Source organism: Kitasatospora sp. NPDC059571 (assembly GCF_042735675.1).
Lineage (GTDB): Bacteria > Actinomycetota > Actinomycetes > Streptomycetales > Streptomycetaceae > Kitasatospora.
On record NZ_JBHWBW010000538.1, the window covers coordinates 1 to 4232 of the forward strand.

The window sequence follows — 4232 nt, forward strand, 5'->3', positions numbered from 1 at the left end:
CCCACTGCCGCCTCCCGTTAGGAACGCTCGTCTGGTGGGGTCGGTGTTGTGTATAAGAGACCGGACCGGATCAGCCGTTGACCTTGTCGTCGACGGCCTTGACCACGTTCGCCCAGGCCTTCGCCGGGTCGGTGCCGTGCTCCTCGATGTCGAGGATGCCGTTGTCGGTGATGATCGTCTTCACGGTGCCGTCCTGCTCGCCGATCGGGGCGGGCTTGATGCCCTTGGCGGCCGCGGCGAAGATCTGGCCGGTCGGGGTGTCACCGAAGAAGTCGAGCTTGGCGCTCTGCACGGCGGGCAGGTCGAGGCCGGCGGTGGTGGAGGGCAGGTTGCCGACCTTGGTGAAGACCTTGGCCTGCTGCTCCGGCGCGGTCAGCCAGGCGGCGAGGGCCGCGGCCTCCTTCTGGTGCTTGCCGGCCTTCGGGACGGTCAGGAAGGCGCCGCCCCAGTTGGAGGCGACCGGCGGGGCGGCGATGTCCCACTTGCCCTTGCCGGAGTCGCCGGAGTACTTGCTGATGATGCCGGTCATCCAGGACGGGCAGACCACGGTCGCGAACTTGGCGTTGGCGAACGCCGCGTTCCACGGGTCCTGGAACTGCCGCAGGCCGGCGCTGATCTTCGCCTGCGAGGCGCTGACCGCGATGTCCCAGGCCTTCTTGACGCCCGTGCTGTCCTTGTAGACGAGCTTGCCGGAGTCGTCCGAGTACTGGGTGCTCTCGGCCGAGAGCGCGGCGTTGAACAGGCCGCTCGCGGAGTCGGTGAAGAAGGTGCCGGCCGGGGCCTTGGCCTGGTACTGCTTGCCGGCGTCGACGAACTTCGACCAGTCGCCCGCCCAGAGCTTGCCCACCGCCTCGCGGTCGGTCGGCAGGCCGGCCTGCTGGAACAGGTCCTTGCGGTAGCAGACGGCCATCGGGCCGATGTCGGTGCCGAGGCCGATCAGCGCACCCTTGGCGGTGGTGGCCTGCTTGGACTTCCACGGCAGCCAGGCGCTCGCGCTGACACCGTCGGCCTTGCCGAGGTCGGAGAACTTGTCGCCGAGGGTGCCGGTGGCCTGCGCGATGTACCCGACCTCGACCGCCTGGATGTCGGCCAGGCCGCTGCTGGAGGCGAGGTGGGTGGTCAGGGCGTCCCAGTACTTCTGGCCGTCCTGGGTGTTGTTCTCCTCGATCTTCACATTCGGGTGGGCGGCCATGTACTCGTCGAACAGGCCGGCCTCCTTGTACCCGAAGGTGCCGAAGTCGCCGACGGTGAGCGTGACCTTGTCGCCGCCGGCCGCGGAGGACCCGTCCGAGGCGGTCTTGCCGCTGCTGCTGCACGCGGTCAGCAGCAGGGCCGAGGCGGCGAGGGCGGAGGTGGCGAGGACAGCGGCTCTGCGGGGACGGGAGGTGGTGCGCATTGCGATCTCCTTGATCCGGGTGGGGCGTGAGGTGGTTCTGCGCGGTGGGGAGGTGCGGTGGTGCGGGTCGTGCATGAGCTCGGTGGTGCCGTGGGGTGGTGGTGCGGGGTGGTGCGTGCGATGCGGTCTGGGGTGGTGCGGTGGTGCGGTGGTTCTCGTGGTGCCGGCGGCGCGTGGAGCCGGGCGGCTCCGGGTGGTGCGGCTCGTGCTGGACCAGGGCCGGGACGGGGGTCGTGGGGCGTTGAGCGGGGCCCGTCAAACCTCCGAATCAGGCGCTGTTCCCCGGGGCATTTCGCCACTAGAGTGTGGGAGCGCTCCCATGCGGGGCATGCCGGAAGGTTCCTTTGTCGCAGGGTCGGGTGTCAAGACTTGATGGCGGATCCGTTGCCGGAGCGTGTCCTGGGCGCCGCGAAACGGTGTCCTGGGGCGGCCCGTTCGGGCCGCTCCGGAGGGCCGCCGACGGGGCCCGGCCGGGGTGGGAGGCGCCCACGCCGGCGGCCGCGCGGAGTGGGCGTGCCCACGGCCGGTGTCCCGTGCCGGCCGGGGGCCGCGTACCGTCGGAGCACGACCGGCAGGACGGGGCGCCGCGGACCGGCCCGGTGGCGTGAGCCGCCCGGCGGGTTCCCACTCGGCCGGAACCGGCCACAATGAGCAGCAATCGGGCCGCAAGGCGCCAGTGAGAAAGTCCAAGAGGTGAGTGATGAGCCAGACCGCACAGCCCCCCGCAGGGCCCGTGGGCGGCGCCGGGGCGGGCGGCAGGAGCTCCGCGCGCCCCACCCTGGAGGAGGTGGCGGCGCTGGCCGGGGTCGGGCGCGGCACCGTGTCCCGGGTGATCAACGGCTCGCCGCGGGTGAGCGAGAAGGCCCGTGAGGCCGTTCAGGCCGCGATCGCCGAGCTGGGCTACGTCCCCAACCGGGCGGCCCGCACCCTGGTCACCTCGCGCACCGACTCGGTGGCGCTGGTCGTGCCCGAGGCGGAGACCCGGCTGTTCTCGGAGCCGTACTTCTCCGACATCATCAGCGGCGTCTCCGCCGAGCTCGCCGAGACGGACATGCAGCTGCTGCTGATCCTGGTCCGCAACCAGCGCGAGCGGGAGCGACTTTCGGCCTATCTGACGGCCCAGCGGGTGGACGGCGTACTGCTCGTCTCCGTGCATCAGGACGACCCGCTGCCGAGCATCCTGGAGAGCCTGGAGATCCCCTCCGTGCTCGCCGGCCGGCGCGGCGACCTGGAGCCGCTGAGCTATGTGCACGCGGACAACGCGGGCGGCGCGAGGATGGCCGTGCGCCACCTGCTGCGGCGCGGCTGCCACCAGGTGGCCACCATCACCGGCCCGCTGGACATGGAGGTCGCCCAGGCGCGCCTCGGCGGCTACCGGCGGGCCCTGGAGGAGGCCGGACGGCCGTACGACGAGGGGCTGGTGGGCCTCGCCGACTTCACCGAGGAGGGCGGCCGGCTGGCGATGCGTGAACTGCTGGAGCGGCGGCCCGACCTGGACGCCGTGTTCTGCGCGTCGGACCTGATGGCGGCCGGTGCGATGCAGGTGCTGCGGGCGGCCGGGCGCCGGGTGCCGGACCAGGTCGCGGTGATCGGCTTCGACGACTCCATCGTGGCCCGCCACACCGACCCGCCGATGACCAGTGTCCGGCAGCCGATCGAGGAGATGGGCCGGACGATGGCCCGCCTGCTGCTCGACGAGATCGCCGAACGGGGCCGGGCCCGCCGCCAGGTCGTGCTGGCCACCGAGCTGGTGGTCCGCGACTCGGCCTGACCGGAAGCGGCAGGGGCCGGAGGCGGCCCGTGGCGGGCCGCGGTGGCCGGCGATGGCCCGTGGCGGCCGGTGGCGGCCACGGTCGGGCCGGGACGCGTCCTGCTGCCGGCGGGACGCGTCCAGGTCGTGGTGCCCGTGATGTGCGGCCCGGGGCTCAGGCGTTCGGGCGCAGCGTCCAGGTGATGGTCATCACGCCGGTGACGGCGCCGTCGGCCCGGGTGATCTCGACGGTGACCGGGAACTCCGGCCGCTCGCCCTTGTCGAGCTCGGCGACGATCTCCTCGGCCGGCCGGCCCAGGGTGGCGGTGGCGGTGACGACGCCCATGGCCAGCTTCTTGTAGGCGATCTCGGCGTTCACGGCGAGCGGGACGGCGCGCCCCAACTGGTCGCTGAACGCGGCCAGCACGATGCAGCCGCTCGCCGACTCGGCCAGCGTGAACATGGCGCCGGCGTGCGGGCCGCCCACGTGGTTGTGGAACTCCGTCTGGTCCGGCAGGCGGAGCACCGCCCGGTCGGGGCTGGTCTCCAGGTACTCCAGCTTGAGGGTGCGGGCCATCGGGACGGTGGAGTCGAGCAGCTGCCCGATCGAGGGTGTCGAGGTCATGGGCTCATGTTACTCATGGGTAGCTTGCTTGGGGAGGTCGGCCCGGGCTCGATCCGGGACTTGATCAGGCCCACTCGGGACAGGGGGTGCGGGAAGCGGGCGCGGGCCGGGAAACGCAAAACGCCTGAGGGCCTGATCTCGTATGAGATCAGACCCTCAGGCTCTGGGGTGAGCGACGGGACTCGAACCCGCGGCCACCTGGACCACAACCAGGTGCTCTACCAACTGAGCTACGCCCACCATCTGTCCGGTGCGTTCCCGCTCCGACAGGAAGAACTCTACAGGATCCGAGAGGGTGCTCGCGCCAGGGTTTCGAGTCGATGCTCTGGTGGGAGCCGGTGCGCCGGAAGCCCGGGCTCCGGCGGGCCGATCGGTGGCGGGCCGATCGGCGGCGAGTGCCGGGGGCGGGGGCGGGGGCCGCCGGGCGGCGCCCCCCCCCGGGGGGGGGGGGGGGGGGGCGC

At 72.3% G+C, this 4232-nt stretch carries 3 protein-coding genes and 1 tRNA gene; 1 reads left to right on the forward strand and 3 read right to left on the reverse strand.

The window, feature by feature from the left end; genetic code table 11:
* Positions 1 to 70: 70 nt before the first annotated feature.
* Positions 71 to 1396: an ABC transporter substrate-binding protein gene (locus ACFV0G_RS34960; RefSeq protein ID WP_380556672.1), complete on the reverse strand. Its 1326-nt coding sequence runs from the start codon at positions 1394 to 1396 to the stop codon at positions 71 to 73.
* A gap of 700 nt (positions 1397 to 2096) precedes the next feature.
* Between ACFV0G_RS34960 and ACFV0G_RS34965 the strand changes: the two genes are divergently transcribed.
* Positions 2097 to 3167, forward strand: a complete 1071-nt coding sequence (locus ACFV0G_RS34965) for a LacI family DNA-binding transcriptional regulator (RefSeq protein WP_380556674.1) — start codon at positions 2097 to 2099, stop codon at positions 3165 to 3167.
* Between the two features lie 154 nt (positions 3168 to 3321).
* Here the strand turns inward: ACFV0G_RS34965 and ACFV0G_RS34970 are convergent, their stop codons facing one another.
* On the reverse strand, positions 3322 to 3771 hold the full coding sequence (locus ACFV0G_RS34970) for a DUF4442 domain-containing protein (protein WP_380556676.1): 450 nt from the start codon (positions 3769 to 3771) through the stop codon (positions 3322 to 3324).
* A gap of 164 nt (positions 3772 to 3935) precedes the next feature.
* Positions 3936 to 4011 (reverse strand) — tRNA-His (locus ACFV0G_RS34975).
* Positions 4012 to 4232 lie beyond the last annotated feature (221 nt).

Bases quoted from the DNA above. Each gene is read 5' to 3' on its own strand.
- ACFV0G_RS34960 (WP_380556672.1), bottom strand. From the start codon at position 1,396: ATGCGCACCACCTCCCGTCCCCGCAGAGCCGCTGTCCTCGCCACCTCC.
- ACFV0G_RS34965 (WP_380556674.1), top strand. From the start codon at position 2,097: ATGAGCCAGACCGCACAGCCCCCCGCAGGGCCCGTGGGCGGCGCCGGG.
- ACFV0G_RS34970 (WP_380556676.1), bottom strand. From the start codon at position 3,771: ATGACCTCGACACCCTCGATCGGGCAGCTGCTCGACTCCACCGTCCCG.